At 59.5% G+C, this 26,428-nt stretch carries 33 protein-coding genes; 12 read left to right on the top strand and 21 right to left on the bottom strand.

Annotated elements, in window-relative coordinates:
* Positions 1–96 precede the first annotated feature (96 nt).
* Positions 97–2,091 carry a transglycosylase SLT domain-containing protein gene (locus EDC23_RS08545; protein ID WP_134083535.1) on the top strand — a complete coding sequence of 665 codons (1,995 nt, stop codon included), beginning with the start codon at positions 97–99 and terminating at the stop codon, positions 2,089–2,091.
* Positions 2,092–2,585: 494 nt separating this feature from the next.
* Positions 2,586–2,726, top strand: coding sequence for a hypothetical protein (locus EDC23_RS14130; RefSeq protein WP_166668815.1), 141 nt, complete (start codon positions 2,586–2,588; stop codon positions 2,724–2,726).
* A 106-nt stretch (positions 2,727–2,832) separates the two neighbouring features.
* Here the strand turns inward: EDC23_RS14130 and EDC23_RS08540 are convergent, their stop codons facing one another.
* Positions 2,833–3,276 carry an Rsd/AlgQ family anti-sigma factor gene (locus EDC23_RS08540; RefSeq protein ID WP_134083532.1) on the bottom strand — a complete coding sequence of 148 codons (444 nt, stop codon included), beginning with the start codon at positions 3,274–3,276 and terminating at the stop codon, positions 2,833–2,835.
* Between the two features lie 78 nt (positions 3,277–3,354).
* Positions 3,355–4,086 carry a M48 family metallopeptidase gene (locus EDC23_RS08535; RefSeq protein ID WP_134083529.1) on the bottom strand — a complete coding sequence of 244 codons (732 nt, stop codon included), beginning with the start codon at positions 4,084–4,086 and terminating at the stop codon, positions 3,355–3,357.
* A gap of 107 nt (positions 4,087–4,193) precedes the next feature.
* On the opposite strand from EDC23_RS08535, the gene trhP reads away from it, so the two are divergent.
* Positions 4,194–5,549 (top strand): prephenate-dependent tRNA uridine(34) hydroxylase TrhP, encoded by a 1,356-nt coding sequence (trhP, locus tag EDC23_RS08530; RefSeq protein ID WP_208321330.1) that lies wholly within the window; start codon positions 4,194–4,196, stop codon positions 5,547–5,549.
* Between the two features lie 9 nt (positions 5,550–5,558).
* Here trhP and EDC23_RS08525 read toward each other — a convergent pair whose 3' ends face one another.
* Entirely contained in the window at positions 5,559–7,046 is a 1,488-nt protein-coding gene (locus EDC23_RS08525) for a S41 family peptidase (RefSeq protein ID WP_166668814.1), read from the bottom strand.
* Between the two features lie 110 nt (positions 7,047–7,156).
* Here EDC23_RS08525 and EDC23_RS08520 point away from each other — a divergent pair, with 110 nt between their 5' ends.
* A complete protein-coding gene (locus tag EDC23_RS08520; protein ID WP_134083525.1) occupies positions 7,157–8,614 on the top strand; it encodes an FGGY family carbohydrate kinase in 1,458 nt (485 codons plus the stop codon).
* 538 nt (positions 8,615–9,152) lie between these two features.
* Here the strand turns inward: EDC23_RS08520 and EDC23_RS08515 are convergent.
* The gene (locus EDC23_RS08515) at positions 9,153–10,310 is read right to left on the bottom strand and encodes a glycerol-3-phosphate dehydrogenase/oxidase (RefSeq protein WP_134083912.1); all 1,158 of its coding nucleotides are present in this window, start codon (positions 10,308–10,310) and stop codon (positions 9,153–9,155) included.
* Between the two features lie 5 nt (positions 10,311–10,315).
* Positions 10,316–11,056, bottom strand: coding sequence for a glycerophosphodiester phosphodiesterase family protein (locus EDC23_RS08510; RefSeq protein WP_134083523.1), 741 nt, complete (start codon positions 11,054–11,056; stop codon positions 10,316–10,318).
* A gap of 281 nt (positions 11,057–11,337) precedes the next feature.
* Between EDC23_RS08510 and EDC23_RS14250 the strand changes: the two genes are divergently transcribed.
* Entirely contained in the window at positions 11,338–11,799 is a 462-nt protein-coding gene (locus tag EDC23_RS14250) for an RNA recognition motif domain-containing protein (protein WP_243830750.1), read from the top strand.
* Positions 11,800–11,976: 177 nt separating this feature from the next.
* Here EDC23_RS14250 and EDC23_RS08500 read toward each other — a convergent pair whose 3' ends face one another.
* Positions 11,977–12,309, bottom strand: a complete 333-nt coding sequence (locus EDC23_RS08500; protein ID WP_243830749.1) for an FKBP-type peptidyl-prolyl cis-trans isomerase — start codon at positions 12,307–12,309, stop codon at positions 11,977–11,979.
* Between the two features lie 49 nt (positions 12,310–12,358).
* Positions 12,359–12,769, bottom strand: coding sequence for a hypothetical protein (locus EDC23_RS08495; RefSeq protein ID WP_134083519.1), 411 nt, complete (start codon positions 12,767–12,769; stop codon positions 12,359–12,361).
* Positions 12,770–12,941: 172 nt separating this feature from the next.
* Here EDC23_RS08495 and EDC23_RS08490 point away from each other — a divergent pair, with 172 nt between their 5' ends.
* A complete protein-coding gene (locus EDC23_RS08490; RefSeq protein ID WP_134083516.1) occupies positions 12,942–13,424 on the top strand; it encodes a CDP-archaeol synthase in 483 nt (160 codons plus the stop codon).
* An 82-nt stretch (positions 13,425–13,506) separates the two neighbouring features.
* Positions 13,507–13,851 carry a thioredoxin family protein gene (locus EDC23_RS08485; protein ID WP_134083514.1) on the top strand — a complete coding sequence of 115 codons (345 nt, stop codon included), beginning with the start codon at positions 13,507–13,509 and terminating at the stop codon, positions 13,849–13,851.
* 207 nt (positions 13,852–14,058) lie between these two features.
* Here the strand turns inward: EDC23_RS08485 and EDC23_RS08480 are convergent, their stop codons facing one another.
* The 4 genes from EDC23_RS08480 to EDC23_RS08465 all read right to left on the bottom strand — a co-directional run bounded on the left by EDC23_RS08480 (position 14,059) and on the right by EDC23_RS08465 (position 16,208).
* Positions 14,059–14,493 carry an FHA domain-containing protein gene (locus EDC23_RS08480; RefSeq protein WP_134083511.1) on the bottom strand — a complete coding sequence of 145 codons (435 nt, stop codon included), beginning with the start codon at positions 14,491–14,493 and terminating at the stop codon, positions 14,059–14,061.
* Positions 14,494–14,505: 12 nt separating this feature from the next.
* Complete coding sequence (locus tag EDC23_RS08475) at positions 14,506–14,826, bottom strand: hypothetical protein (RefSeq protein WP_134083508.1); 321 nt, start codon at positions 14,824–14,826, stop codon at positions 14,506–14,508.
* A gap of 261 nt (positions 14,827–15,087) precedes the next feature.
* Positions 15,088–15,483: a hypothetical protein gene (locus EDC23_RS08470; RefSeq protein WP_134083505.1), complete on the bottom strand. Its 396-nt coding sequence runs from the start codon at positions 15,481–15,483 to the stop codon at positions 15,088–15,090.
* Positions 15,484–15,689: 206 nt separating this feature from the next.
* Positions 15,690–16,208 (bottom strand): peroxiredoxin family protein, encoded by a 519-nt coding sequence (locus EDC23_RS08465; protein ID WP_134083502.1) that lies wholly within the window; start codon positions 16,206–16,208, stop codon positions 15,690–15,692.
* 292 nt (positions 16,209–16,500) lie between these two features.
* Between EDC23_RS08465 and EDC23_RS08460 the strand changes: the two genes are divergently transcribed.
* Complete coding sequence (locus tag EDC23_RS08460) at positions 16,501–16,929, top strand: nuclear transport factor 2 family protein (protein WP_134083500.1); 429 nt, start codon at positions 16,501–16,503, stop codon at positions 16,927–16,929.
* Between the two features lie 246 nt (positions 16,930–17,175).
* Here EDC23_RS08460 and tsaA read toward each other — a convergent pair whose 3' ends face one another.
* The 3 genes from tsaA to zapE are packed head-to-tail and all read right to left on the bottom strand — an operon-like array spanning position 17,176 to position 19,912.
* The gene (tsaA, locus tag EDC23_RS08455; protein ID WP_134083498.1) at positions 17,176–17,883 is read right to left on the bottom strand and encodes a tRNA (N6-threonylcarbamoyladenosine(37)-N6)-methyltransferase TrmO; all 708 of its coding nucleotides are present in this window, start codon (positions 17,881–17,883) and stop codon (positions 17,176–17,178) included.
* Complete coding sequence (locus EDC23_RS08450) at positions 17,880–18,794, bottom strand: amidohydrolase family protein (RefSeq protein WP_134083495.1); 915 nt, start codon at positions 18,792–18,794, stop codon at positions 17,880–17,882. The genes tsaA and EDC23_RS08450 overlap by 4 nt, the downstream gene beginning before the upstream one ends.
* Before the next feature lie 11 nt (positions 18,795–18,805).
* Positions 18,806–19,912: a cell division protein ZapE gene (gene zapE, locus EDC23_RS08445; protein ID WP_134083492.1), complete on the bottom strand. Its 1,107-nt coding sequence runs from the start codon at positions 19,910–19,912 to the stop codon at positions 18,806–18,808.
* 101 nt (positions 19,913–20,013) lie between these two features.
* Between zapE and EDC23_RS08440 the strand changes: the two genes are divergently transcribed.
* Positions 20,014–20,610 (top strand): YqiA/YcfP family alpha/beta fold hydrolase, encoded by a 597-nt coding sequence (locus EDC23_RS08440; RefSeq protein ID WP_134083489.1) that lies wholly within the window; start codon positions 20,014–20,016, stop codon positions 20,608–20,610.
* Here the strand turns inward: EDC23_RS08440 and EDC23_RS08435 are convergent.
* Both EDC23_RS08435 and EDC23_RS08430 read right to left on the bottom strand, forming a co-directional pair.
* Positions 20,590–20,865 carry an Lrp/AsnC family transcriptional regulator gene (locus tag EDC23_RS08435; RefSeq protein WP_134083486.1) on the bottom strand — a complete coding sequence of 92 codons (276 nt, stop codon included), beginning with the start codon at positions 20,863–20,865 and terminating at the stop codon, positions 20,590–20,592. The genes EDC23_RS08440 and EDC23_RS08435 overlap by 21 nt on opposite strands.
* A gap of 71 nt (positions 20,866–20,936) precedes the next feature.
* Positions 20,937–21,353, bottom strand: a complete 417-nt coding sequence (locus EDC23_RS08430) for a CDGSH iron-sulfur domain-containing protein (RefSeq protein WP_134083483.1) — start codon at positions 21,351–21,353, stop codon at positions 20,937–20,939.
* Positions 21,354–21,448: 95 nt separating this feature from the next.
* Between EDC23_RS08430 and EDC23_RS08425 the strand changes: the two genes are divergently transcribed.
* The 3 genes from EDC23_RS08425 to EDC23_RS08415 all read left to right on the top strand — a co-directional run bounded on the left by EDC23_RS08425 (position 21,449) and on the right by EDC23_RS08415 (position 23,106).
* Positions 21,449–21,979 (top strand): histidine phosphatase family protein, encoded by a 531-nt coding sequence (locus tag EDC23_RS08425; RefSeq protein WP_134083480.1) that lies wholly within the window; start codon positions 21,449–21,451, stop codon positions 21,977–21,979.
* A complete protein-coding gene (locus EDC23_RS08420) occupies positions 21,976–22,644 on the top strand; it encodes an energy-coupling factor ABC transporter permease (RefSeq protein ID WP_134083477.1) in 669 nt (222 codons plus the stop codon). Before EDC23_RS08425 ends, EDC23_RS08420 begins: the two co-directional genes overlap by 4 nt.
* A gap of 234 nt (positions 22,645–22,878) precedes the next feature.
* Positions 22,879–23,106 carry a hypothetical protein gene (locus tag EDC23_RS08415; RefSeq protein ID WP_134083474.1) on the top strand — a complete coding sequence of 76 codons (228 nt, stop codon included), beginning with the start codon at positions 22,879–22,881 and terminating at the stop codon, positions 23,104–23,106.
* Positions 23,107–23,235: 129 nt separating this feature from the next.
* Here EDC23_RS08415 and EDC23_RS08410 read toward each other — a convergent pair whose 3' ends face one another.
* From EDC23_RS08410 to EDC23_RS08390, 5 genes are all read right to left on the bottom strand, one after another.
* Positions 23,236–23,826 (bottom strand): malonic semialdehyde reductase, encoded by a 591-nt coding sequence (locus tag EDC23_RS08410; RefSeq protein ID WP_134083471.1) that lies wholly within the window; start codon positions 23,824–23,826, stop codon positions 23,236–23,238.
* A gap of 97 nt (positions 23,827–23,923) precedes the next feature.
* A complete protein-coding gene (locus EDC23_RS08405; protein ID WP_134083468.1) occupies positions 23,924–24,268 on the bottom strand; it encodes a hypothetical protein in 345 nt (114 codons plus the stop codon).
* 361 nt (positions 24,269–24,629) lie between these two features.
* Positions 24,630–24,929 (bottom strand): hypothetical protein, encoded by a 300-nt coding sequence (locus tag EDC23_RS08400; RefSeq protein WP_134083465.1) that lies wholly within the window; start codon positions 24,927–24,929, stop codon positions 24,630–24,632.
* Between the two features lie 13 nt (positions 24,930–24,942).
* Entirely contained in the window at positions 24,943–25,455 is a 513-nt protein-coding gene (locus tag EDC23_RS08395; protein ID WP_134083462.1) for a SixA phosphatase family protein, read from the bottom strand.
* A 37-nt stretch (positions 25,456–25,492) separates the two neighbouring features.
* Complete coding sequence (locus EDC23_RS08390) at positions 25,493–26,392, bottom strand: DMT family transporter (protein ID WP_208321328.1); 900 nt, start codon at positions 26,390–26,392, stop codon at positions 25,493–25,495.
* Positions 26,393–26,428: the final 36 nt, after the last annotated feature.

Here is a 26,428-nt window from a genome sequence, read left to right as displayed (position 1 = left end):
CATAGCCAAAACCGCGTCAGTACCATAAACTGGGTTTACAGATACTTAGTTTGAAAAGCTTCCAAACCGGTTTAACGATCAGGGAACAACTCACTAATGAGCCACAAGCTGGCAATCTGGCGAATCACCACCGGCCTGATCCTGGGCATCGGCCTGCTCGCCCCGGCGATGGCCCTGCCCGATGACGACTGGCTCCCGCAACGATACCAGTTCCAGGAAGCCCTGCAGGCGATCAAGGCGGGCAACCGGGAGCGTTACCACAAGCTGGCCGACAAACTGCACGACTATCCGCTCTATCCCTATCTTGAATACGGGGATCTGCGTCGCCGGCTGGAGCGCGCTCCAGCCGACGAAATCCGGGACTTCATGGAACGCCATGGCGATACCCCGATCGCCGGCCTGCTGCATCAGCGCTGGCTCCACACCCTGGCCCGCCAGGGTCGCTGGCAAGCGCTGGTGAACCATTACCGCATGACCAGTGACAAAAACCTGCAATGTCACTACGCCAACGCCCTCTACCAGGTCAAGCAACCGGACCGGGCACATACCCTGATGAAAGATCTGTGGCTGACCGGCCGTTCCCTGCCGGACAGCTGCGATCCGGCCATCGCCGCCTGGCGCGATGCCGGCCGCATGAGCGACGAACTGGTCTGGCAACGCATCGAGCTGGTGATCCGCGCCGGGCGCATTCGCCTGGCCCTGTTCCTGGCCGACTACCTGCCCGAATCGGAACGCTACTGGGTCAATATCTGGTCCAAGATCCGCCGCGATCCGACCTATCTGCGCGAAGTGACGAGTCACTTCCAGGATAATGTCGACCATCCGGTACTGCGCTGGATTACCGTCTATGGGCTGACCCGACTCGCGGATCGTGAACCGGTCCAGGCCGCCCGTTACTGGGCCAATCTCAACCCGGTGTATCAATTCAGCCCCCGGGAAACGGAGCGGGTCGAGCGGCGCCTGTCACTGGCGCTGGTCCGCGCCGAACAGCCCGAGGCCAAAGCCTGGCTGGCGCGGCTGGATCTGGGTAACGAACGCACCGAGCTCAAGACCGAATACATTCTCTCCGCACTCGAGGATCGGGACTGGCAGACCGCCCTGGCGTGGCTGGATCAGTTACCGCCCGAGATCGCCCACAGCCAGCGCTGGCGCTACTGGCGCGCCCGGGTGCTGGACCAGCTTGGCCGCGACAGCGAGGCCCGTTCGCTCTATCAACTGACCGCCAGTGATCGCAGCTATTACAGTTATCTGGCCGCCGATCGAGCCGGCGACGCCTACCATTTCGCCCACCGCCCATTGCTGCTGGAGAACGACGCGCTGAAAAGCATCCATCAGATCCCGGCCCTGCAACGGGCCGCCGAACTGTATACCCTCGGCCGGGTGGCCGATGCCCGGCGCGAATGGAATCACGCTCTGGCCCGGATGAACGAGGATCAGCTGCTGCGGGCCGCCAAACTGGCCGACGAATGGGGCTGGCACGACCGGGTCATCATGACCCTGGCCCGGGCCCGCCACTGGGACGATCTGGAGATGCGTTTTCCGCTCGCCCATCAACAGACCGTGCTCAATCAGGCCCGGAATCAGCAGATCGATCCGGCCTGGGCCTTTGCGGTCATTCGCCAGGAGAGCGCCTTCACCACCGACGCCCGTTCCCACGCCGGCGCGCTGGGGCTGATGCAGCTATTACCCCGCACCGCACACCATGTTGCCCGCTCGCTCAGCCTGTCGATGCACGGTCAGCAGGATATTCTCGATGTCGACAACAACATCAAGCTGGGCGTGCGCTATCTGCGCCGGGTCAAGGACCGCTTCCACGGCAACCCGGTGCTGGCCACCGCCGCCTACAATGCCGGGGGCAGCAATGTGCGCCGCTGGCTGCCGCAGGACAAGGCGTTGCCGGCCGACGTCTGGATCGAAACCGTCCCCTTTAACGAGACCCGCAACTATCTTCAGCGGGTACTCACTTACACCGTCATTTACGAACAGCGCCTGGGGCGCCAGCCGGCCCCGATGCTCGAACGCATGCCGCCGGTCTCGCTCAACCCCAATGTCACGCTGCTGGAATCGGCCCCGCCCGATCGCGATTCCTGATTCACCTTCAATACGCCGGAAGCGGGAACCACTCGATTTTACGGCTCAAGGCCCCGGCGTCGGCGCCGACGGCTCCCCAAAGGGCAGGAAAACCCGGTTCGAGATAACGCGGCTATCGGGGCCGGGCGACCCCCGGTCGGCAACCCCGAAGGGGCGGACTGCCTGCCTCCCGGCGCCCTTGCCCGGCTCCCCGGACCCGCCTTTGCCCCCCTGCCTGATTGACCCGGCGCGGCCCTGCGCTTTTACTGCACAACACAACACAAGAATAACCCAATTAATTCATAAAGTTATAGCAAACTCTTGATATTTTTTCTCAACAAAGGTATACCGTTAATCAGCCGCCGGGGAAGGCGCACGACGCAAACCGTGTGGGCCTTGTCGGCGAGCCTGCAACGAGTCCAACCACCATTAATATCAATTAGTTATAATTTATACTTGATAATTTACATTAAGTATATATACTATCTCTATGATATCTTTCAGGAGGAAAGGCCATGCAGGACGAAACGATCCCGCTATACGACGTCGAGGAGCTGAGTCTGGAAGAAGCCCTTCTGGCGCTGGCGTCGGAACAGGAAAAAGAACAAACCGTCTATACCCGGGCCTCGGAACGCTTCATGGAACTGGTGGCCTGAAGCCCGACTGACATTTTTACCCCTTGGGACAGGGATGTCCCAGCCTAATATGCAAAAGGCCGCGCAGCGATGCTGCGCGGCCTTTTTTGATCCCACCGGGGTTCCGTCAGCGGGTGGACATGGCCTGGATGATCTTGTCCTCGAACTGGATGCGCTCCGCCAGTGCCTCGCCCAGCTCGGCGAGATCCGGATCCAGTTCCGACAGGTCGTCGCAACCCGATTCACAGTCGTATTTTTCGCTGAACCGGAGGATCAGTCGGGTGATCTCGGCAATACGGGGATAATCCTGTTCGCTCAGCTCGCGCACCGTCACACGTTGCTCACTGTCGGATTCGATATAGGAGTAAAGCTGGAAATGGGCGCTGGCGGAGTAGTCGACCAGCGATTCGCAAAATTCCTGCAACACCAGCTGGACTTCGGTCTCCGGTTTAAAGGGCCGCATCCCCACCAGGGCGCTGAACAGGGCCAGGGTCTCGGTACGGGTCTCCAGCAAGGTATGGAACTTGTTGCGTACCGTTTGTCGGCGTTCTTCGAGTCGCTCGACGCTCACTGTTCCCCCTCATCCGGACATACCAGGTTATCTAATATGCCCTGTGCATCCGGCCGGTTCAAGTGGCGAACCGACGAATCAGCCGCCGGGCCGCGCCCATAGCGGCACCTGTACCACGGCATCACGCAATGCCCGATCCCGCTGCCGGTAATCGGGCAGGACGTTTTCCACCTGTTGCCAGTAACGCGGTGAATGGTTGGGTTCGCGCAGATGGCACAGCTCGTGGACCAGCAGGTACTCCACCAGCTCCGCCGGCAGAAACAATAGATTGCGATTGAGATTAATCCGTCCGTTGGAGGAGCAGCTGCCCCAGCGGGTTTTCTGGGCACGGATACTCACCCCGGTACAGATCAGACCCAGTCGGTCACTGATCTGCTCAAGCCAGGGCGGCAAGATGGTGCGGGCCCGATCCTGTAACCACGCCTGCAGCCCCGCGCGGCTCTGTGGATCCCCGGGCGCCGTGCGCAGTTGCAGCTGCCTCGACGACTGACACGCCCGCCAGCGTCGACGTCCCAGATCCACGGCATACGCCACGGACCACTGTTCGTCGAGCGCGCGCAGATCGATCTGTGGCGGCGTCAATCCCTGTTGCGGGGGCAACCCGGCCAGCCGTTCGGCCAGTTCCGCCTGTCGCGCGGCGATCCAGGCGTGGTGTTCCGCCACCAGCTCGCGGATCGCCCGCTCGGCCAGCGGCCGGGGCACCACCACCACCACCTCGCCGGTGTGGTTGACCGTGATCCGCGCCCGCCGGGCACGCCGGTTGATCCGCACCCGGTAATCTAAAGCGGTCGATGTCGATACGTCATTCATTGTGCTGCGTCTGCTTCAACCCCATGATATTCGCGTCATTGTACCCGATGAAATCCGTTATAATTGAGTCCCATACACGGTTAATCAACTTGACTGGTCCATCAATTATGTCGCATCCGGAACTGTTACTGCCCGCGGGCACCCTGCGCAACATGCGCTACGCCTTTGCCTACGGCGCCGATGCCGTCTATGCCGGCCAGCCGCGCTACAGCCTGCGGGTGCGCAACAACGACTTCACCCTGCAGAACCTGGCCACCGGCATCGGCGAGGCCCACGCCCGGGGCAAGAAATTCTTCGTGGCCAGCAACCTGATGCCGCACAACAGCAAGATCAAAACCTATCTCAAGGACATGGAGCCGGTCATCGAGCTGGGACCCGATGCGCTGATCATGGCCGATCCGGGGCTGATCATGATGGTCCGCGAGCGCTGGCCCGAGGTGCCGGTGCATCTGTCTGTACAGGCCAACACGGTCAACTACGCCGCGGTGAAGTTCTGGCAGTCGCTGGGCCTGTCGCGCATCATCCTCTCGCGCGAGCTGTCGATCAACGAGATCGAGGAGATCCGTCAGCAGTGCCCGGACATGGAGCTGGAAGTGTTCGTCCACGGCGCGCTGTGCATCGCCTATTCCGGGCGCTGCCTGCTCTCCGGTTATTTCAACCACCGCGATCCCAACCAGGGCACCTGCACCAACTCCTGTCGCTGGAGCTACGGCATGCACAATGCCGAGGAGGATGTCAGCGGCGATATCCAGAAGATCGAGTTCGATGCCATGGCGGCGATCAACGATCCCGAGCTGTTCCCCGAGGAGAAAGTCGAGCGCCATCCGCTGGCCGATCGCGCCTATCTGATCGAGGAGGGCAACCGCCCCGGCGAGCTGATGCCGATCCTCGAGGATGATCACGGCACCTACATCATGAATTCAAAAGATCTGCGCGCCATCCAGCACATCGAACGGCTGACGCAGATCGGCATCGATTCGTTCAAGGTGGAGGGGCGCACCAAGTCCCACTACTACGTGGCGCGCACCGCCCAGCTCTATCGCCAGGCCATCGACGACGCCATTGCCGGGCGCCCCTTCGATCCGAGTCTCTACGGCAAGCTCGAGGGGCTGGCCAACCGCGGTTATACCGACGGCTTCTATGTGCGCCATCCGGATCAGGCCTATCAGAATTACCTGTCGGGCTATTCGACCAGCGAGCAGCAGCGTTTCGTCGGCGAGATCACCGGCTTCGACAGTGAACGGGGGCTGGCCAGTGTGGATGTAAAAAACAAGTTTGCCTGCGGCGAGCAGCTGGAGATCATCGCGCCCGACGGGAACCGCACCCTCACCCTGCAGCACATGGAGAACCTCCAGGGCGAACCGATGCAGGAGGCCCCCGGCGGCGGCTACCAGGTCCGTATCGCGTTGCCAGCCGGCGATTACAGCCAGGCACTGCTGGCGCGCTATAACCACCAGCTCTGAGGTTTCGGCTCAGGGCGAGGGCAAGGTCGCCAGACGGCCCTCGCGCAGTTCCCGGTAAAGGCGCTTGTCCGCCAGCAGATCGCCCGCCCACTCGAGTACCGGATCTCCCTCCCCGTCCCGCGCCCCCGGCGTGCGGTCGCATTGGCCGGTGGCCGCCGCGTCATCCGCATCCGGAATCAGCCGGGCCCGGGTGTCATCAAAACAGATATCCGGCACCACCCCGTGCCCGGCAATCGGCCGTTCGGCGGGACGATAGAGCTGTCCGGTGGCCAGTTTGAGTCCCCGCTCGCCCGGCAGCTGAAAGACCGGATAGAGCCGCCCCTCACCGCGGCTGCGCTGGCCGAGGATCACCGCCCGGCGATGATCCTGCAGGGCGGCGGCGAGACTCTCGGCTCCGGCGGCGGTCTCGCCATTGATCAGCAGCGCCAGCGGCAGCCGCTGCTCCAGGATCTCGGAACGGGGACGGGCCACATAACGGGTTGAATCCGATTCCTTACGCCCCCGCACTGTCAAAATGGTCCCCCCGGCCAGAAACATGTCCGTAAGCTGGACCGCGCTGTCGAGTATCCCACCGCGATTGTTGCGCAAATCCAGCACCAGTCCGCGCGGCGCCTGCTGCCGGTGGATCAATCCCAAAAAGATCTCGTTGAACTCCTCCAGCGTGGTCTGCGACAGGGTCCGCAGGCGCACATAGGCGATACCGCGATCCAGCCAGCGGCCTTCGACCCGGGGCAGTTCGAGCGCCTGGCGTTGCAGATGGAGAGTGCGAATGTCGCCCCGATCGAAACGTACCCGCAACGCCACGGTGGAACCGGCCGGCCCGTGCAGGCGGGTCCGGATCACATCCTGCGGCTGGCCGGCCACACTCTGCCCGTCGATGGCGAGCAGGAGATCCCCGGACTTGAGGCCCGCCTGCTCCGCCGGGCCGCCCCGGATCACTTCGCCAATCACCACCCGGCCATCGCGGCTGGCGGTTAACACGCCGATACCGGCGCTCTGCTGCGGGGGACGTCGCAACAGCGCAAACTGGTGGCGGTCAAAGTAGATGCTGTCGCTGTCGAGTTGTCGCACCACCCCGGCCAGGGCCTGTTCCACTGCCGGCAGGATCGGGCGCCCGGGATGATGCTGGTGCAGGGTTTTCACGATTCCGGCCAGCGTGGTCTCCTGCAGTGTCGGGCGGGCTTCGCGCCACGGCCCCGCGCCCAGCTCGTCGGCGAGTTGCTCGACAAATTGTGCGGAGAGGCTCTCGAGCCGTACCGGGGTCACATGTTGCCGGCTAATCCGGCTCAAAGTCTCTTCGGCCAGGCGGGTGGCAAAACCCAGTTGCGGATCGGCCGTGATGAGCGCCGCTTCAGCCAGCCCCGAATCCGGCTCTGACTCCGCGGCCGGAGTGTCGGCCGGGGGTGTCGGGGTACGGGTACAGGCGACCAGCAAGAGGCCGCCAACCAGCAGAGCGCCCCGGCGCAGACCTGCGTCTTCTGTTCCCCTCTTTGCCACGCTGTGCAACCCTCTTGAAAACCGCTAGCCTAGCATATCCTCCCGGCCCGTCGGAGCACGCGCGCGGGAGACGCGCCCCTGAACCGCCTGAGCCCGGAGGATCAAAACCGATGGCGACGACCCCCACCGCCGAGCCGCTTTATCTCTGTCTGGATCAGGGGGGGCACTCGAGTCGCGCGCTGGTGTTTGATCGACAGGGCCGGCAGATCGCGACGGCCCGCCAGCCCCTGACTGCGAGCCGCTGTGATGACACGCGGGCCGAATACCCCGCCGCCGCACTGGTCGACTCCCTGCAGCGTTGTCTGCAGGATGCCCTGCAACAGCTCGGGACGGCGCGCCGCCGGCTGGCCGCGGCGGCGCTGGCCACCCAGCGTTCCAATGTCGCCTGCTGGAACCGGGCCGACGGGACCCCGTTGAGTCCCGTCATCAGCTGGCAGGATCGCCGCCATGCCCGGTGGCTGGAACAGTTCGCGGATCGGGCCGACTGGATTCACCAGCGCACGGGCCTGGCGCTGTCGCCCCACTACGGCGCCAGCAAACTGCGCTGGTGCCTGGACAATCTGCCCGCCGTCCAGCAGGCACAACGCGACGGACACCTGATGCTCGGCCCCATGGCCGCCTGGCTGGCCCGGCAACTGACCCGCGAGGCCGAGGCCCGCGCCGATCCGGTCAACGCCTCGCGCACCCAGCTGTGGTCTTTGCAGGCGCGCGACTGGGATCCGGATCTGCTGGCGCTGTTCGGGATTCCCCGCCCGCTGCTCCCCCCTTGCGTGCCGAATCTCACCGGATACGGCCAGCTGGCCGGGGCCGATGTGGCCCTGCCGCTGAAGCTGGTCAACGGCGATCAGGCCGCGGCCCTCTACGCCTATGGGCCGCTGCGTCGCGACACCGCCTATATCAACCTGGGCACCGGCGCCTTCGTCTCGCGCGCCACCGGCGCGCAGCCACTTCCCGATGCCGGCCTGCTGAGCAGCCTGGTTCTGCAGGAGGCCGAACACTGCGAGTATGTGCTCGAAGGGACGGTCAACGGCGCCGGCAGCGCGCTCGACTGGCTGGCCCGCCAGCAGGATCGGGATCCCTTCCCGCCGGAGCAACTGGCCGCCTGGCTGAACACACCGCAGGCAAGCTTGCCGCTGTTTCTCAACGGGGTCTCGGGACTGGGGGCACCCTACTGGCGGGCCGATTTTGCCTCCCGTTTCATCGGCGAGGGCGAGCCGGATCAACAGGCGCTTGCGGTGCTGGAGAGTATCCTGTTTTTGCTGCAGATCAATCTGGCGCGCATGCACCGGCAACTGGCCCCGGCGCGCCGGCTGCAACTGACCGGCGGCCTGGCCAACCTCGACGGCCTCTGCCAGCGGCTGGCCGATCTCAGCCGGATCCCGGTCTACCGGCCCGCCGAGTGCGAAGCCACTGCCCGCGGCAGCGCCTTCCTGCTCGCCGGGCAACCGGCCGACTGGCCCGAACCGGGCCCAGGGCGCGAATTCGAACCGCAAGAGAACCCGGCCCTGCAGCAACGCTATACCAGCTGGCAAGAAGCGATGGAAAAAGCCCTGGGCAGAGGGGGCTAGGGGCTAGGAGCTAGACCTGATCAGGTAGGCCCGATATAGCAAAGCGGCATCGGGCATTTCCCCGGATTGCCGGACACCGCTTTGCTCTGTCCGGCCTACCCCTGGGAGCCAGGAGCTAGAACCTGATCATAGGCCCGATATAGCAAAGCGGTATCGGGTATTTCCCCGGATTGCCGGACACCGCTTTGCTCTGTCCGGCCTACGCCTGGGAGCCAGGAGCTAGAACCTGATCATAGGCCCGATATAGCAAAGCGGTATCGGGCATTTCCCCGGATTGCCGGACACCGCTTTGCTCTGTCCGGCCTACCCCTGGGAGCCAGGAGCTAGAACCTGATCATAGGCCCGATATAGCGAAGCGGTATCGGGTATTTCCCCGGATTGCCGGACACCGCTTTGCTCTGTCCGGCCTACCCCTGGGAGCCAGGAGCTAGAACCTGATCAGGTAGGCCCAATATAGCAAAGCGGTATCGGGCATTTCCCCGCTGTCCCTCGGGACTCGGGACTCGGGACTCGGGACTCGGGACTCGGGACTCAGGACTCAGCACTCAGTATCCAGAGGCAACGTTGCCGTATCACGACATTGCTTCGATGGTGGCAGCCAGGGTCGCAGCGTGCGCATGACTTCCTGGGCCGTGGCCCGGTAACCGGTCAGCTTGCCGCCGTAGAGGGTCAGCAGACGCGGCAGGGAGGTATCGATGAGGACATCCCGTGGGCGGTCGAACAGGTTCGAGTCACCCTGCGGCAGTACCCGCAAGCCGGCGAAGCTCTCCACCACCCGGGCCTGCGCGGCGGGGAAATGGTGACGATACACCTGCTGCAGATAGGCGATCTCCGAATCCAGCGGCACCACCTGCGCCGGATCACCCTCATAGGCGGTTTCGGTGGTGCCGATGAGGGTTTGGCCGTGCCAGGGCATGACAAACACCGCGCGCCCGTCCTGCGGCGCCGGCACATAGAACACCCCTGTCGGCGGCGGATCGGCCACCACGATGTGGGTTCCCTGCACCAGATCAAACGCCTGGCGGCGAGGCGTCGGCTGTACGTCGGCCAGGACATGCGCCACCCAGGGGCCGGCTGCGTTGACCATCACCCGGCCGCGCACGGTGTGTTCCTGCCCGGCCTGTCGATAACGGAGCGTCGCCCCCTCGCCATCAATGTTAGCGCTTACAAACTGTGCCGGACACTGCAGCTGCGCACCGAGGGCTTGTGCCGAAGCCATCACCGCGCGGGTCAGGGCCGCGTCGTCGGTCTGGGCATCCTGATAGCAAAAAACCGCGCGCAGATCCTGCTGTTGCAGGCCGTCCAGTTGCGGCCACTGCGCGCGAGGCACCCGGGAAAAGCGGGCCTGGCGATCCAGGCCGCCGAGCAGGGCATAGAGGGTAAGGCCCGCGCGCAGGGCCCAGGGACCGTGCCGGCTCTGGCGATAGACGGGAATATAAAAGGGCGTCAGCTGCACCAGCGACGGGGCGACGCTCAGCAGAATACGCCGTTCGCGCAGGGACTTGCGCACCAGGGCGAATTGCCCCGACGCCAGATAGCGCAGCCCGCCATGGATGAGTTTGCTGGAACGGCGGGAGGTGCCCGCCGCCAGCGCCGACTGCTCCAGCAGCAGCGTCCGGTAACCGCAGGCCGCCGCGGCCTGGGCCACGCCAACTCCCTGGATGCCGCCGCCGACGATCAGCACATCGTAATCCATCGCGCTCACTCGCCCGCCAGTCCCGGTTGCTGACGCATCTCGCCGATGGCGAAGGTTTCCACCAGATCCACGCCCTGGGCCATGAGTTGACGGGCCTGCTGTGGATCCACGGTTTCAAACACCACCAGCCGGGCGCCGGGCAGCTGCACCGGCTCATCGGCGGGCAATGAAGCGAGATTGCAGAACAGAAACTCGGGCTGCAGTTCGACGATGGCCGGATCATGGCGTGTTGCCCACTCATCGACCACCACGCCAATCGGCAGCTCACCACGCTGTCGCACCTGCTGCAGGGCCGGCAGATTGTAGGAGATGACGCAACACTGCCCGGCCACCGGCTGCAGGATCGGCAGCACCGCGTCCACCACCGCCGTCGCCCCGAACTGCTCCACCGCCACCCGTTTGAGCTCGATAAAAAAACACGCTGCCGGTGCCGTTTTAATCACCGCCACCAGATCGCTCAGCGCCGCCAGCGGCGCCCGGGCAACCTGCAGCGGCTGATCGGTCTCCCCATACAGAGTAAACGTCTGCAGCTGATTCCAGTCGTAATCATGGACGGCACCGGGCTGGCGGCACAGACGACGCAGATCGCGATCGTGAAACAGCAGCGGGATACCATCGCGACTCAGTTGCACGTCCACTTCGACATAACGTGCTCCGGCTGCCAGCGCCGCCTGCACACCGGCCACACTATTCTCGGGATAACGAAAGGGATAACCGCGGTGAGCGACCAGATCGCCTTGTGACATGAATTATCCTGTTTGGTTATCAATCAACCACGCTATAGCGCGACCCCGAAAGCCCGCGGCAAAAGAAATTGCCGTCCGCTCTTTAGTCAACACCGGCTGTGCAAAGCATAGCCCGAAAATACGCCCCCTGTCCCGCGGACATCCTCCGAGACGCGCACGCCAGGAAAGTGTAAAATGCCCTCCGCTTCCCTCGGGAAAGCCGATCCGTGCTCCGCCTCACCGTGACTATCTCCTGCAACGGCGGAGTCCCGTTAACAATCTGCAACATGCGATGGAGTGATATGAAGTTCGAATTCCCGACACTCAAAACGATAATACAAATCATCCTGATCAGTCTGATACTGGCCGTGGTCGCCTATTTTGCATTTCCGCTGTTCGCGCTTGAACAGGTCCCCGCTCAACGACTGTTCACCTACGGCATCCTCGCCGGCGCCCTGCTCGGCATGCTGTTGATCAGCACCCGGATATACCCGGCTTCCAGCACCCGGGTCGAGTCCATATTTGTTGGCAATCTGGCCTTCAAGGCCTCGCCCAATGCCCTGCGCAAGCTGTTTGAAGAGTATGGCGATGTCCACGCCGTCCGTCTGATGACCGACCGGGCCACCCGCCGCCCGCGCGGCTTCGGCTTTGTCGAAATGAAACGCAAGGATGCCAAGAATGCCATCAGGGCACTGGATGGCACGGAATTCTACGGCCGTGAGCTGAAAGTCAACGTCGCCAACGAACGCAAAAGCGACGATTGACCGTCTGTCGTGACACCAGACAAAAAGGGGGGCCCACGGGTTCCCCTTTTTTCTGCATAAAGAGCATTAACGCAGAGGGCGGGAAATAATGTTGAATTCTGAATGATGAATTTTGAATTCATCGTGAACCGCAATTCAAAATTCAGAACTCAACATTCAAAATTATCTCTTTCTTCCCTACCCCCGCACGTCCATCAGTTCGACTTCGAAGATCAACGCCGCATCGGGCGGAATGACGTTGCCGGCGCCCTTGTCGCCATAGGCCAGCTCCGACGGGATGATGATAGTACGCAGACCGCCGGTCTTCATGCCGATCACACCCTCTTCCATCCCTTTGACCACGACCCCGGCACCCAGCGGAATCGTCAGCGGTTCGCGTGTGCGGGAGCTGTCAAACTCAAAGCCCTTGTTCTCTTCCGCTTCGTCATCATATAACCAGCCCTGATAATGAACGGCAGCCAGCTTGCCCTTGACGGCTTCCTCGCCATCGCCGATTTTTTGATCAATCACTTGTAATTCCTGCGGTAAAGACATCAATTTGCTCCTGGCGCGTGCACCTTCAACGGCGGTGCTGTCGTCGTTTGAGTTTGTAATGGGTGATGGTCTCAACTAAATCGGTATAGGGCAAGCTGTCTATACCACCATACTGCTCCGCCGCCCGGGTCAGCAGGGCATCAATATCCACACGTTCATCAGGTTCGCTATCCAGCAGTTCCTGCAAACCGGACAAGCTCCCGAACTGGATCTTCTGCAGCACACTGTGCGGCATGCTGGTCAGATCGTCCTCCACGCCGAACACCGGCAAGCTGACCTGCTTGAGCCACTCGAGTACCGCTTCGCAACGGGAACAGGCCCCGTTGTCGGAACAGGCTACCTCGGTTCCGCCACGACGTACGACCTGCTGGCCGAGACGGCAGACATATTGCTCGGCGATCTGGGGCGCGCTGAAGGCGCAACGGTTTTCCGACATAATCAATACCTCCCTTGCAACACGACCCTTCTCCCGGCAACTTTCGTCGGGGAGACGCTCGCAACTATTTCTCTCACTGGTAATCGTAGTCAGTTTCGCGTCATTTGTAATGGCCCCGGCAATCCATTGAACCCACTGGTGGGAAAGGGCATTGCCCGCTAACATGCCTGCTATGACGATTCTACTGTGCCTGTTTTTACTCCTGGTAGCCAATGGCGCGCCGATTCTGGTGCGCTGGCTGCCCGGGATACGCCATTGGCACCGCCCCCTGGATGCCGATCACCATCTGGCCGACGGTCGGCAGCTGTTCGGGGATCACAAGACCTGGCGCGGACTGATCGCCGCCGTGCTGTTGACCGCCGCGGCCGGTTGGCTGCTGAATCTGCCGTTATGGCTGGGTGCCCTGTTCGGCGCACTGAGTATGCTCGGGGATCTGCTGGCCAGCTTCATTAAACGCCGACGGCAGCTAACGCCGGGTGCGGCGGCACCTGGTCTGGATCAACTCCCCGAGGCGCTGCTTCCGCTGTTGGTCCTCTACCAACCCCTTGGGCTCGGCTGGCAGGAAATCCTGCTCGTCCCGCCGTTGTTCATGCTGATTAATGTGCTGATGTCGCGCGGGCTGTATCGTCTGCACATCCGTCGTCGCCCCTGGTAGAGGGGCAACCCGTGACTTGCGCCGCCCGGCTCATTATAATCGTCAGCCTTTTGCCACCTCTCACAACTCATAGATAGCTGACATGCCACCCGATATCTTTACCGTCGATCTGGACAACTTCGATCAAAAAGTCCTGGCTGCCTCCCACGCCCGGCCGGTACTGGTCGATCTGTGGGCCGAATGGTGTCCACCCTGCATCAGCATCGCCCCGGTACTGGAACAGGTCATTGCCGAGTACGCCGGGCGGGTACAGCTGGGCAAGATCGAGGTGGATGACGGCGAGAACATGAAACTGGCCGGCCGCTACCAGGTCCGGGGCTTTCCCACTATCATCCTGTTTCGTCATGGCGAGGAGCAGGCCCGGTTCAGCGGTGCGCAAACCGCCGGCTATATCCGGGACTTCATCGAACAACACGCCGGATTCTAGAGTTCAAAATCCAACGCAGAGGCGCGAAGGGAGAGTTCTGAGTTCTGAGTGCTGAGTGCTGAGTGCTGAGTTCTGATTTACGACTTACGACTTACGATTATTAATCATCATTCAAAACCCAACATTATTTTATTCTCTGCGCTCCTTTGCGCCTCAGCGCCTCTGCGTTGAGATCTTTTCTCTGGCAGGTTAACTGGATATCGAAGATCAGCGTTTCTTTTTTGACGTTTTTTTCTTGGCCGCTTTTTTCTTGGCTTTTTTCTTTTTGCCGGTGTAGAACACGCCCGGGATCCAGGTCTTGTAGAGCTGGGCGGTTTCGTCCATCTCGCCGTCAGCCTCGTCAACAAACATAAACTGGTTGATGCCGATACGGATAATGTCACCATGTCGCAGTTTATGCAGCGAGATGGCATGATCGTTCACATAGGTCCGGTTGGTGGATTCCATATCCTGGATCATAAATTCGATCCGGCCACTTTCATCCGGCGCCTGCATCACCTCGACGACCGCATGCTCCTTGCTGACCAGCTCATCTTCCAGGCTGATATCATTACTGCTGTGCCGGCCGATGGTGATTCGTTGCTTGTCAATTGGCAGTTTTATGCCGGCACCGTCATCGGTCTTCTGTAGCAAAAGCGCCATTTATTATCTCTCTTAGTTGACCAGGGCAATGAAGTAAGGCAGCCAGGATAACAACAGCAAACCGCCAATTATAAGATCCGTGTTACGAATGCGCCGATAACGTTGCTGTTCTTCACCGGCTGTCTGACTGTGCCAGAGCGTGGCTATCAGAGAGTCCAGCATCATCAGCATAAAAAACAGCGGCGCCAGAACCGGCACCAGCAGGGTCGAGACCATCTCCCGGCCATGATAGACCGGAGAGGTTCCGGGTTCCGGTTGCAAAACAATGGTCAACAGAGCGCAGATGATCAGTGCTATCCGCAGAGGTTTGAGATCGATTAAAAACTGCTTCATGGTATATTGCCCGGTTTTATTATTCTGATTGACCCGATTGTTCTGTTTTGTCGCTGCGCCAGCCCGTCATCGACGGCTGACATCCGTTTCCAGAAATTAACCGGCAATTGGGGATCGGTCAACTGTTCCCGCTCTTCTATGGCAAACATCCGACCCGCAGACTACCGATCTTAAACGGCTTTGAAGCCGAAACGGGAAACCGGCACGCCCTCACCCACCGGGCTTCCGCCGCGCAAGGCCGGAGTCGGCTTGATTTCCCCTTCAGTGGAAACTGCTCTTGCTGGCGGAAGGGTCGAAAGCGACCTGGACCTGATTCTTGTGTTCCTGATCAAAGACCAGATCAATGCTGAAACTCTCGTCCTTGAGATCGGCACGAACCTGTTTAAGCTCCGGCAAACGGACCGCCAGCCAGGAACAGGTCGCGGCAATGCGCGGCTCATCCTCACTCTGAATCGACTCCAGCAGGGCATTGGCCACGAATTTGGCCCGCTGGATCTGATCCGGCTGGGCGATTGCTTCGCCGGACAGATGAATGCCCTTGTCCATTTCCTGATCCATTTTATCCAGATAGGTTTTTTGCAGATCGGTCAGCGGCTTGTTCCGGTCAAATTCAACCTCTGCCTGGCCATTGACCATCACGGCGACCTTGTCACTCATGCTCGACTCCCTCGGGTTAACAAACAACTATTCTAAAGCCGGGCGGATGACAGGACCAGCCCCCGACGGTACGGCTGTTCACCATGCAGCCAGGCCAGCGGGGTATTTCGACCAGAGCGGCGGGATAGCCGCGTCCCGCGGAATGCACCACCACCTTGGCATCGGGGCGGTGAAGAGGGATGGTCAGCGAATCAACGGCCTCCGTGTCAGTCGGCGGCCGCGGCCGACCGGGCGGGGTCGCTGATAAACTCTTCAATCAGGTCCACCGGTACGGCGCCCACCTGCTGGGCCTTGAGCTCACCCTCGGGGTTATACAGCAGGAAAGTCGGCGTGCCGGCCCAACGTGCCCCGCTTTGTCGCATAAACCAGTCGGCTACCGCATCGACATTGCCTATCAGGTTGGGAAAATCAACCTTGTGACGCTCAATGAAATCCGCCGCGTCATCTTTCCCCGCCCAGCCGTCGATCGAGATCCCGAGCACCCGTGCATCCTTATCCGCATGGACAAAATGAAAGTCCACATAATTATGGATTTCACGATTACAGACATGACAATCGGATGCCCAGATCATGACCACCGTCCACTTACCCTCGCCGGTGAATTCCTCAACCGTTCGAGTCTCACCGGACATGTCCTTGAACGGACTCTCGGCCACGACCAGGGCCGGAACAAACGCCAGGCACAACACAAGCAGGCGCCACAAATCAGTAACACGTAACAACATAACGCTATAATCCTTGGAATTTAATAATGACAGCCACGCAACATCCGCATTCTATTATATTCGACAGAACAACCGATACCGGGTTCCAGCAGGCCGCGCTCTCAGGCTCCATAACGACCCCGCGATCAACAGGGAAATAAACCGCCTCCATACTATTCAGACAGAGTACACAGTAAAAATATTCCATTGACCTGCTACAGGATACTGACCAACAATCACCACCAGGTGCATCCAGGCACCGACGGGCAATATTCGCTAAACTCGCCAGGAAATTGAAACCTGCAGGAACACCATGTCATCAACCGATTTTGTAACCTCTACCGAGGCCGAAAACGCCTTTTATACCGCCTTCAGCCGGGGGGATCTGGCGGCCATGCGTGGCATCTGGCTGGACGCCTCGCATACCAGTTGTGTGCACCCGATGGGCGATCGCCTGCTCGGCACCCCGGCGATCATCAAAAGCTGGGAAACCATCCTGAAAAACACCGGCGACGTTATCATCGAGCTGTCAGACATCGCGATCCATCAGGGCCGGCAGACCGCGATCCATACCCTGATCGAGAATATTCATGTTCAGGACGAGACCGAGAAGGTGTTTCAGTTTGTCGTCACCAATGTCTATGAACAGACCCCCGCCGGCTGGAAGATGATCCTGCACCACGCCTCGCCCATGCCCCGGGATCTCTCGCAGGAGAAAGAGCCCGCCCCGGTTGTACACTGACCCATATCCGGCCGCACTGTAGAGCAGTGCAGACGGATATACCAGACTCAATTTCTCTCGCAGAGATGCCAAGACGCAAAGTAGAAAATAATGGTTCTTTGCGCCTTGGCACCCAAACAACGGGCATAAACGTCTCTGCGAGAGATTGATCTGGTCAGGTAAATCAATAAACGGGCAAACCCCTGGATCCGTCGCATTGCTCCTTGTTCCAGGCTACTCAGTAAAATGGACGGTTACTCAAAACGCCTATTGAGCTCTCACCTCTATCACCTGCACCACGTCGTTTTGCACCTGCCATTTGATCTCCAGATCGTACAAACACATACCAAACACCCGTTCGCTGTCGACGGCCTTCTCCTGATAGGCCGGACGCGGATCCTGTTGCAACACCTGTTCGACCAGGGTAGGCAGGTCGGGGTAGTTAGCGCTTAATGCCTGAAGTTGCTGTCGGGCAGTCTCCGAGAAATTAACCGGCAATCGTTTGTCCGGCGCCTGCGGGGCAAATCCGGCACGCGCGTCGGGAACGCTGTCGGCATAGGGGACATAGGGTTTGATATCCAGTACCGGCGTGCCGTCGATCAGATCCAGGTTACTCACCTGCAGTATCACCCCACCTTCACCGGTTTGCATACCATCGAGTGTCAGCAGGGAGAGGCCGATCGGGTTGGGCCGTTCCGGGGAACGGCTGGCGAAAACCCCGACTCGCCGATTCCCCCCCAGCCGTGGAGGGCGCACGGTCGGCTTCCAGACTTCCCGTTTGGCCTCGTGGAACACAAACACCACCCAGATATGGGAAAAGCCGTTCAGTTCCCGTACCGCTTCCTCCCGGTTATAGGGTGGCAACAGTTCTATACGGCCGGTCGCCGCCGGCGCCAGTTGCGGCTGGCGCGGTACACCGAACTTGTCGGGGAAACAGGAGTGGACAATGCCGATCGGCGTAAACGAATAATTCACTGATTCATCTTTTGCAACGCGTAGTCAAAAAACCGTTGGGCATTGGTCAGCCGGATTTTCTCTTCCACTTCGGGTGGCAACTGATCCAGCCAGTGGCGATGGTAGTTATACAGGCGGGCATAATGATCCCAGCCGTTATCCGCCTCGTACCAGGTATACACCTCGTGCCCGCCCGAGACCGGATCGGTACCGACCATAATCCGGTCCTGAAAACGAATAAGCCATTCACGCCATTCATCGGGGATCGGCCCGGTAGTTTTAACGAAATCACCATAATGCCAGGGATCGCGGGCCGACATATCCGCCCAGACGTTGGGGCAGGCCTCCATCACCGGCGTAATCGACTCCGGTTGCAGAATGCCGCCAACATGGGACCATTGAAAAACTACCTCGGGATGCTGTTCACAAATCGATAACATGTACTCGTAGCGAGAGGAATCGGTGTGGATATTCACGGGTACGTCATACTCTTTGGCCAGTTCCAGCAGCCCGAGAAAAACCGGGTTGTCACGCCGCGGTCCGGCACCGGCCACCAGATGCATTTCGCCCAGCCCGTAAAATTTCCCACTGGCCAGGGCCTCGCGAGCCTTGTCGACAACTTTTTCGTCGTAAAACCAGTTCAGTCGATTGCCGGCATCATAATACGGGCTGTAAAACGGCACGATCCAGTCCTTGCCCAGATCGGCCAGTTCGAGCGCCATATCAGACGGGACGCTGGAAACCACTGCCAGTACCACGTTGTGTTCCTCAAGCTCCTTGATCGCCTGTTCCGGGGTATAGATTTCATCCTGATCCCAGTTGTAATGCAGGTGAATATCGGCAAACGGCGGGTGCTCCGGTTGCGACATCGACTGGCAACCGGCCACGGCTAACGTTCCGACTACCAGAAACAGACCAATACGGTACCACATGTGATTCTCCCTCAGTTAAGACGATTGCTCCGCAGTCGATGCGGCAAGGCGAGATAATTCGCGCTGCCCATCTCGGCAATCCGGCTGACTGCCCGTTCAAAAGCAAACGCGAGGCGCCCGCCCGCATACAGTTCAGCGGGAGGTACTTCAGCCGCCGCAACCAGTTTGACATTATGATCATACAGCGCGTCGATCAAGTGTACAAAACGCTTGGCAACACTGTCGTGCGCTTCACTCATGCGAAATATATTACTTATATAGATTGTGTGAAATTGCTGGGCAATCTGGATATAGTCATTGGCCGAACGCGGCGTATTGCACAGCGCGTTGAAATCAAACCAGATCACATCGTCAGCCAGGGCCCGATAAGCAATTTGCCGTTTATTCACGGTTAACTGACGATCATGTTTGAGGGTATCCGGTGCCATTTTCTCGATCGCGGCGGCAATCAGCCTGTCACCCTCTTTGGGCCCGGCAACATAAAATTTCTGGCTGGCTTCCAGAAGCCGAAACCGGTAATCGGTTCCCTGTCGCAAATCCACTTCATGGGTATAGTGTTTAAGTAACTCGATGGCAAACATAAAACGTTCGCGCTGTAAGCCGTTTTTATACAGATCGTCAATCGGTATATTGGAGGTTGCCACCAGTGTCACGCCCTTGTCGAATAACGCCCTGAGCAGTCCGCCCAGCAACATGGCATCGGCAATATCGTGCACATGGAATTCGTCCAGGCAGAGCACCTTGAGTTGATCGGCAATTTCATTGGCAATGACCACCAGCGGATCGGGAGAACGGGGCAGATCACGAAGCCGTGCATGGATATCGATCATAAAACGGTGATAGTGCACGCGATGCTTGTTTCGAAACGGGAGGCAGTCGTAAAAACAGTCCATCAGATAGGTTTTGCCCCGTCCGGTGCCACCCCAGATATACATTCCCCGTACCGGTTCAGGCTGACGTTCGAACAGCCGTGCCAGCAGACCCGGCCGCCACTCATCCATCGCGAGCAGTTCCTCGTACAGTCGCTGGGTCTGTTCCACCGCCGCGGCCTGCTGCGGGTCATAGACAAATCCGTTGCGTTCGAGATCCGACCGATAGCGTTCTTGCGGTGTTTTCATATGAAGTGCGACATTCCCGAGGTGGTGTCTCTATTTAATGTAGCGTAATATCCCGGCAAAGCCTGATTCAACAAATAAAAACATTAACATCGCGACAGCTGATGATTATTTATCTACACGGTTTCAACAGCAGCGGCGCCTCGGCCAAGGGCCAGTTCCTGCGCGAGCAACTGGACGACATACCGGTGCTGACACCAACTTACCATTATGAACCGGCGCGGGCCATCGTCATGCTGCAACACCTGATCGAGGAATCATTGCGGCTGGACACCAATCTGTTGCTGGCCGGGGCGTCTCTGGGAGGCTATTACGCCCAGTATCTCGGGCAACGTTACGCCCTCAAACGGGTGTTAATCAATCCGGCGCTGATGCCGCTGGCCACGCTGGAAACCTGTCTGGGTGAAAACGTCAATTACTATACGGGCGAGCGTTATACGCTGACCGCCCGCCATCTGGATGCATTGCGGGCGCTGGATGTGCCGCACCCCTGTATCGCCTCACCGCCGACGCTGTTGCTGCTGGATAAGGGCGATGAACTGCTCGATTATCGACTGGCCGCCAAGCGCTATGACAACTGCGCCGATATCCGACTGTTTGATGGCGGTGATCATGCCTTCCAGCATTTACCGGACGCCTTGCAGGCCATTCGGGGAGTACATGCCCGCCCCTGGCCGGACTCAGGAACCGATAGCGAATAGAGCTTCGAGGTCGTGCCGGGAGAAGGCCTGGAATGCGAGCATGGTCTCGGTATGTTGTATTGAATCAATCTGCACAAGTTTTCCTGTCACCAGTTGCGACAACGCGTCATTATTCGGTACCCGGGCTATCGCCACCAGATCATAATTGCCGCTGACCGAGTAGACCTCGGAAAACTCGTCCATCGCAGCCAGTTTCTCGGCCACGTCATTGATTTTCGTGCGCTCGACGTTGATGAGAATAATCGATGTGACCATAGGTTTTCTCCGGTTTGGTTGCCGGATTTGGCTGTCGGGGTTAGTTGCCGGGTCTGGCTGTTTGCCATGCTTTAACCGCGAAAACCACAGGCATTATGGCTGGCGTCGCAAAATGGCTTGTTTTTTGACTCACCGCAACGGCACAGGGCAGTACGGTTGCGGGTGGAACCTGACTGGCCATCCCGACTCACCAGCGTCAACGGACCCTTTACGAGCAACATGGCGTTCTGTTTGACGATCAGCGTCAGGTGGCCACTATCGCTCTGCAGGGATTCACCGCGGGTATCCTCAAACACTGCCGGATCGGTAAACCCGCAATGCTTGTGCGCGCCATCGCAATAGGGCTTGTCCCGTGACCGGCCGCAACGGCAGAGCCAGGCTTCGTTACCCTGCAACAGAACATTGCCGTCGGCATCCTGCAAGGTGAGATCGCCTTCGAATTGCAACGGTCCATCGGGGCGAATGGTTAGAATATTGGGCTGGCTCAATTGCGCTCCTTCTCTGTCAGCATCGGGGTATCACTGCCGTAAGGCCGTGTTGCCATGATATTATAAACGGTGATTGATATGCCACGGTGAAGCTCATGCCACTTTACGCCATGCGTCACGGCCGCACCAATTTCAATGATCAGGGCCTGTGCAACGATGACCCGGGACGCGACGTCCACCTGACGGACACCGGCATTGCCCAGATCGAGGCCGCCGCCGAAGAGCTGCGCGATAAACCCCTGCAGCGGATTATCACCTCCGAATTGCCCCGCACCCGACAGAGCGCCGATATCGTCAATCGCCATCACCAGGTGCCGGTCAGCGCACACCCCGACCTCAACGATATCCGCTCGGGCTTTGACGGCCGGCCGGTCGCCGACTACTTTGCCGCCATCGGCGCCGATCCCCTGCACACCCGGCCGCCCGGTGGTGAATCGCTGCTGGAGCACAAACAGCGCATCGCGCGCTTTGTCGACTGGCTGCGCCAGCAGCCCGAACGGTCTATTCTGTTGGTAGTCCATGAGGAAACCCTGCGCGCGCTGAGTGCGCTATTAAACGACCTGGACGATCAGCAGATGACGCAACTGCATTTTGCCAACGCTCAGATCGTGGAGTTTGACTGGTGAACTACCCCGCCGACATGGTGCCGCAAAGCTGGCTATGGATCGCCGGAGTTCTCTATGCCGTGGCTCTGCTGCTTGCCATCCGGCAGATCGCCTGGCAGCAGTACCTGGAACAACCGCACAGGGCCCACGTTTTTCTCGGCAGCAGCGTCGCGCTGATCCTGCTGTGGCAGATCACCACCACCCGCCTGCCGGGATTGGAATACCATTATCTGGGCGCCACCCTGATGACCCTGATGTTCGGCTGGCAGCGGGCGCTGATCGTCATCAGTCTGGTGTTGCTTGGCCTTATCTACAATGGCAGCAGCGACTGGCAGACCTATCCGCTCAATGTGCTGGTGATGGGCCTGACCCCGATCCTGATCAGCACCGGGATCCTGCGTCTGGCCGAATCCAGACTGCCCCACCATGTCTTCATCTATATTTTTATCAACGGCTTTTTCGGCGCGGCCCTGGCCATGGCCGGTGCCGCCAGCCTTGCCGCGTTCCTGCTGCTGATCGCCGGCGCCTACAGTCCCGACCAGCTTGCCTACGACTACTTCCCTTATATGCCGCTGATGATGTTCCCCGAGGCCTTCATCACCGGCATGTTCACCACCATTCTGGTCGCCATGCGGCCCGAGTGGATCGAGACCTTTGACGACGCACGGTACATCCAGGGCAAATAGCCTTGGCCTTGGCCGTGGCCCGCTCAGTCCCCCTGCAGGTCCCCGCAATCACACCCTCATTCCCACCCTCGAGCCGGGGAGAGGCTGTCAGACTTTTCCTACAGAATCTGTCAGCCAGTTCCTACATAACATTCAGATAAAACTGACACTGAAAGTCCGCATTAACTGACAGACGGTTCACACCCGACCCCTTACTCTGTAGCACGTTTCTGGTGAGAGAAGAGGAGTAGCAAAATGGATCATGTGCGAACTTTAGGAGGAAGTACTCCTCGCTCCGGACGGCATGATCGCATCAACGACGATCGCTATTTTCATGTCATGAATCAAGGCTGGTATGCCCTCACCCGCGAGGGCATCCGGGGGCCGTTTATTGATAAGCAGGATGCCGAGAAGTTTGTGGCCGAACATGTCACCGGGGCGCGCCGGGACACGTCACGGGATACGGAACACACGAGGGAATAACCCTGAAGCACCCTGCGCAAAAGTCACATCGACAAACAGGCATCCACCTCCCGCATTACAATTTTCTCAACGGCATAAACACAACGGCCACCCGAAGGTGGCCGCTCTGTTGTCTGCTCGTGTCCCGGGCTATTCGATACGGCAGGCTTCCTCGAAGTCGAGCCGCGGTCCACGCGGATAGAGCTTCGACTCATCCCCATAACCCATGGCGCAAAGAAAGATGGATTTGATCGTACCGTCGGGGAAGAACGCCTCGTCCATCTTGGCATTGTCGAACCCGGACATCGGGCCGCAATCCAGTCCCAGACTGCGTGCCGCCAGCATCATATAGGCCCCCTGCAGGGAAGCATCCCGATGCGCACTGTCCTGAATTTTCTGTGACTTGCCCTCGAACCAGGATTTGGCATCGGTGTGCGGAAACAGCTTGGGCAGTTTTTCGTAAAACTCCAGATCCATGCCGACAATCGCCACCACCGGCGCGGTCATCGATTTTTCCACATTGCCTTCAGCCAGCGCCGGTTTCATCCGCGCCTTGGCGTCGTCGGATTTAACGAACACGATACGGGCGGGACAGGAGTTGGCGCCGGTGGGCCCCCATTTCATCAGATCATAAAGCTGTTGCAGCAGTTCATCACTGACGGGCCGATCCTGCCAGCCGTTATGACTGCGTGCCTTGCGAAACAGGGTGTCGAGTGCCTCCGCATTCAGGGCTTCTGCCATGACCTTCTCCGTTGATTATCAATTTGGCAGCTATTATGAAGGCCCGCCCCCTGCCCTGACAAATGCGGAGTTATTCATTCAACACATTGTTAACACCTCAGCCGGGTGCACGATGGCTGACCAGCAGGGCCTCGGGGACGTGAAACTTGATGACTGCCGGCAATTCCAGGCAGATCCCCGGCACCGGTTTGACCGAGACCCACAATACGCTGGTTTTCATATTAAAATCGGCAAAGACGACCGTGCGCCTGTACAGTTGCAGGACATGATCAATCCGGCCAAGCACCTCCTGACGTAGCTGCGCGGATCGCTGGCGCAGACCGGGAATAATCATCATGAAATCTGTAAGGTATTGTCCGCTTTCATCCCGGATCGGCACCCGGGTATACAGCGGTTCGGCCGGCTCCAGACCTGGCCTGCAAATCAACCCGGTAGAATCCATCACCCCTCCCGCTCATACGCAACCGCCGCCCGTTTTGTCACCCCGCAAACCCTGCGGGTATATTCTGCATCGTTGATGCTTCCCTGTCTGTAACGGCAGGCCCTTGAATGAGTTTTAGCAGGTCCCCTCCGAAATACCACCGCCATGACCCCAGCCCAAACAGGCCATTAGTCGACTCGGCAGGGGTGATGCCACGTAAAAGCTAACCACCAAAACAGTGAACACACCGAATAACACCTGAAAAAAATAATGCGTGTATCGTTTCGGTGGTTTCGGTGAAGTCGGTGTTTTCAGTGGCACTGCTGTCCCCTCTCCCCGCAGAATAACGATTGTCCTGATACATTCAGTGCCATAGCCAAAACTAACGGGATGAGCGCGGTTTGAAGCCGGCCGGTTTGTTGGCCAGCCAGTCGACGAACTGTACGATCTCGGGATGGGCGAGTAGCTTGTCACGGGTGTTGTATTCCAGGGCCAGCTGTTTTTCATCCAGAACCCGGTGAATGTGGTGATGGCAGGGACGACACAGCCACAATACCCGGCCGCTCATCTCTTCACGGCTGAACAGTTTTTTCACCCGCTTGTTGCGATGGCGGGTACGTGGGATCAAATGATGTTTGGTCAGACCGCTTTCTGGCCGCCTGCACAATTCGCAGACTTGCATCTGTTGTCCCACCTCATGCCAGTTCGTCGGCCCGAATCAGATCAATTAACTGGCCGCTGCCCTCGGCGGGGGTAGCGTTATCCGCGATCCTGATCCGGGCCAGATTGGCGGTAGTCAGCAACTGGCCTTCCTGTGTGCGGGGCAACGGTTCGGGACACAGCCAGCCCAGTAATTCCTCCAGTCCGGGGTTGTGCCCGACCAGCATGACCGAGCTGTTGGGCAGCGTCATGCCTTCAATGATCCCCAGCAGTTCGTTGCGCGAAGCCAGATACAGACCGGGATCATAACGGATATGGTTGAGATCAACGCCCAGGGCCCGGCAGATCAGCTCAGTAGTCTGCCGGGCACGAACGGCCGGTGAACTGACAATCAGGCCGGGACGCAAATCCTGCTGCGCCAGCCACTGGCCCAATCGCGTCGCCTGATCTCGTCCGTCGTGGCTTAGCGGACGATCAGTATCGTCCATGCCCTTGTCACCGGCATCCGCCCTGGCATGGCGTAACAGCCACAGTTGTTTGTCCGTCATCGTGTTGTTGCTCCTGCAGGTTGTTCAGTATAGTAAATCACAACGGTTCGTTATCAAAACGGGCCCTGTTGAGGCTCACGTTCTGGCGCTCCTGCAAGACCAGCATGCCCGCCACGGCAATGATCAGCGCCCCGATCACAAACAGGTAGTCGACCATCTCGTCCCAGAACAGATAGCCGAACAGCGCCGCGAACACCACCGAGGTATAGGTAAAGGCCCCCACCTGCGACGGCGGTGCGATGCTGTAGCCGCGGGTCAGCAGCAACTGGCCCAGTGTGCCCACTATGCCAATCAACAGCAGTAATAACCAGCTGTCGGTATCGGGTGTTTGCCAGCTCCAGCTCAGCGGCACGGCCGAGACCAGGGTCGCCACCAGGGCAAAATAGAACACGATACGGGTGGTGGGTTCGCTGCGACCGAGTCGGCGTACGGTCACCTTGGCCACCGCCGCCAGCGCGCCACCCAGCAGCCCGATCACCGCCACGGCCTCGAACCCGCCCTGCGGTTGCAGCACCAGAATCACCCCAATGAAACCGACCACCACGGCCAGCAGGGCGCGACGGGTGATCCCTTCGCCCAGCCAGGCAATGGCTACCAGCGGAATAAACAGGGGCGAGGTCATTTTCAGCAGCATACCGCTGGCCAGCGGCATATTGGCCAGGGCATAGAAAAAACAGTACATGGCCGCCACGCCGAAGCCACCGCGCATGACATGCAGATACCAGATGCGGGTTTGCAGATGCCGCCAGCCGTATCGCCACAACAACGGCAACAGCACCAGCGCGCCAAACAGGTTGCGCATGAAGACGATCATTTCGTTGGGCATCTCGGCGGAGACGGCCTTGACCGCCGCGCCCATTGAGGCGAACATAAATTCAGACAGAATAATAAACAGACTGCCGAGCACCAGACTTTGACGATACAGCATGCTGTTCATAGTACACCGGCGCAAAAATCCGGCCAAAACGTGATA

This window comes from Thiohalophilus thiocyanatoxydans (assembly GCF_004366735.1).
Lineage (GTDB): Bacteria > Pseudomonadota > Gammaproteobacteria > UBA6429 > Thiohalophilaceae > Thiohalophilus > Thiohalophilus thiocyanatoxydans.
Note: the sequence above shows the minus strand (reverse complement) of the source record. Positions and strands in the feature narration are given on the sequence as shown.

What these genes read in the sequence shown, in the direction of transcription:
- EDC23_RS14250 (WP_243830750.1), top strand. Translation starts at nt 11,338, where the DNA reads ATGAAGTTCGAATTCCCGACACTCAAAACGATAATACAAATCATCCTG.
- EDC23_RS08545 (WP_134083535.1), top strand. Translation starts at nt 97, where the DNA reads ATGAGCCACAAGCTGGCAATCTGGCGAATCACCACCGGCCTGATCCTG.
- trhP (WP_208321330.1), top strand. Translation starts at nt 4,194, where the DNA reads ATGTCGCATCCGGAACTGTTACTGCCCGCGGGCACCCTGCGCAACATG.
- EDC23_RS08425 (WP_134083480.1), top strand. Translation starts at nt 21,449, where the DNA reads ATGCCACTTTACGCCATGCGTCACGGCCGCACCAATTTCAATGATCAG.
- EDC23_RS08405 (WP_134083468.1), bottom strand. Translation starts at nt 24,268, where the DNA reads ATGGATTCTACCGGGTTGATTTGCAGGCCAGGTCTGGAGCCGGCCGAA.
- EDC23_RS08395 (WP_134083462.1), bottom strand. Translation starts at nt 25,455, where the DNA reads ATGACGGACAAACAACTGTGGCTGTTACGCCATGCCAGGGCGGATGCC.
- EDC23_RS08490 (WP_134083516.1), top strand. Translation starts at nt 12,942, where the DNA reads ATGACGATTCTACTGTGCCTGTTTTTACTCCTGGTAGCCAATGGCGCG.
- EDC23_RS08450 (WP_134083495.1), bottom strand. Translation starts at nt 18,794, where the DNA reads ATGTGGTACCGTATTGGTCTGTTTCTGGTAGTCGGAACGTTAGCCGTG.
- EDC23_RS08510 (WP_134083523.1), bottom strand. Translation starts at nt 11,056, where the DNA reads ATGTCACAAGGCGATCTGGTCGCTCACCGCGGTTATCCCTTTCGTTAT.
- EDC23_RS08415 (WP_134083474.1), top strand. Translation starts at nt 22,879, where the DNA reads ATGGATCATGTGCGAACTTTAGGAGGAAGTACTCCTCGCTCCGGACGG.
- EDC23_RS08485 (WP_134083514.1), top strand. Translation starts at nt 13,507, where the DNA reads ATGCCACCCGATATCTTTACCGTCGATCTGGACAACTTCGATCAAAAA.
- EDC23_RS08515 (WP_134083912.1), bottom strand. Translation starts at nt 10,310, where the DNA reads ATGGATTACGATGTGCTGATCGTCGGCGGCGGCATCCAGGGAGTTGGC.
- EDC23_RS08495 (WP_134083519.1), bottom strand. Translation starts at nt 12,769, where the DNA reads ATGTCGGAAAACCGTTGCGCCTTCAGCGCGCCCCAGATCGCCGAGCAA.
- EDC23_RS08475 (WP_134083508.1), bottom strand. Translation starts at nt 14,826, where the DNA reads ATGAAGCAGTTTTTAATCGATCTCAAACCTCTGCGGATAGCACTGATC.
- EDC23_RS08400 (WP_134083465.1), bottom strand. Translation starts at nt 24,929, where the DNA reads ATGCAAGTCTGCGAATTGTGCAGGCGGCCAGAAAGCGGTCTGACCAAA.
- EDC23_RS08480 (WP_134083511.1), bottom strand. Translation starts at nt 14,493, where the DNA reads ATGGCGCTTTTGCTACAGAAGACCGATGACGGTGCCGGCATAAAACTG.
- EDC23_RS14130 (WP_166668815.1), top strand. Translation starts at nt 2,586, where the DNA reads ATGCAGGACGAAACGATCCCGCTATACGACGTCGAGGAGCTGAGTCTG.
- EDC23_RS08390 (WP_208321328.1), bottom strand. Translation starts at nt 26,392, where the DNA reads ATGAACAGCATGCTGTATCGTCAAAGTCTGGTGCTCGGCAGTCTGTTT.
- EDC23_RS08440 (WP_134083489.1), top strand. Translation starts at nt 20,014, where the DNA reads ATGATTATTTATCTACACGGTTTCAACAGCAGCGGCGCCTCGGCCAAG.
- zapE (WP_134083492.1), bottom strand. Translation starts at nt 19,912, where the DNA reads ATGAAAACACCGCAAGAACGCTATCGGTCGGATCTCGAACGCAACGGA.
- EDC23_RS08410 (WP_134083471.1), bottom strand. Translation starts at nt 23,826, where the DNA reads ATGGCAGAAGCCCTGAATGCGGAGGCACTCGACACCCTGTTTCGCAAG.
- EDC23_RS08520 (WP_134083525.1), top strand. Translation starts at nt 7,157, where the DNA reads ATGGCGACGACCCCCACCGCCGAGCCGCTTTATCTCTGTCTGGATCAG.
- EDC23_RS08435 (WP_134083486.1), bottom strand. Translation starts at nt 20,865, where the DNA reads ATGGTCACATCGATTATTCTCATCAACGTCGAGCGCACGAAAATCAAT.
- EDC23_RS08470 (WP_134083505.1), bottom strand. Translation starts at nt 15,483, where the DNA reads ATGAGTGACAAGGTCGCCGTGATGGTCAATGGCCAGGCAGAGGTTGAA.
- EDC23_RS08460 (WP_134083500.1), top strand. Translation starts at nt 16,501, where the DNA reads ATGTCATCAACCGATTTTGTAACCTCTACCGAGGCCGAAAACGCCTTT.
- EDC23_RS08465 (WP_134083502.1), bottom strand. Translation starts at nt 16,208, where the DNA reads ATGTTGTTACGTGTTACTGATTTGTGGCGCCTGCTTGTGTTGTGCCTG.
- EDC23_RS08535 (WP_134083529.1), bottom strand. Translation starts at nt 4,086, where the DNA reads ATGAATGACGTATCGACATCGACCGCTTTAGATTACCGGGTGCGGATC.